Raw genomic sequence first — 365 nt, 5'->3', positions numbered from 1 at the left:
TTACCACCTAGTTTGAAGATGACCATGCATTCCAAAACAAGATACGTCATACTTGCCTTGCTTGTCTTGATACCATCATTTGTAAACCTGGGCGTTCCCATATACAACAGAAATTCTCCAGAATTATTTGGAATGCCGTTTTTCTATTGGTTCCAGACAATTTGGCTTGTAGCATGTACCGGATTTTATCTTGCATATGCTAGACTAGTGGAGAAGAAACTATGATCAGTCCAGACATTGTTATTGTATTTGTTTCATTGTTTATGGTATTCATCGCATTAGGATTTTATGGAAAATATTGGAGAAGAGGTGATCTAAATCATGTTCACGAGTGGTCACTTGCAGGAAGAAAGCTTGGAACCACT

The 365-nt window shown here is 37.8% G+C and carries 1 protein-coding gene; it reads left to right on the top strand.

The genetic code is table 11. The features are described 5' to 3' along the window. A partial coding sequence (locus DYY66_RS10005; protein WP_309224003.1) for a DUF3311 domain-containing protein occupies positions 1-225 on the top strand: 225 nt, incomplete at its 5' end. Positions 226-365 lie beyond the last annotated feature (140 nt).

Source organism: Candidatus Nitrosotalea sp. FS, from assembly GCF_011319475.1.
GTDB lineage: Archaea > Thermoproteota > Nitrososphaeria > Nitrososphaerales > Nitrosopumilaceae > Nitrosotalea.
The sequence above is the reverse complement of the archived record's forward strand: the minus strand, read 5'-3'. Positions and strand labels throughout refer to the sequence as shown.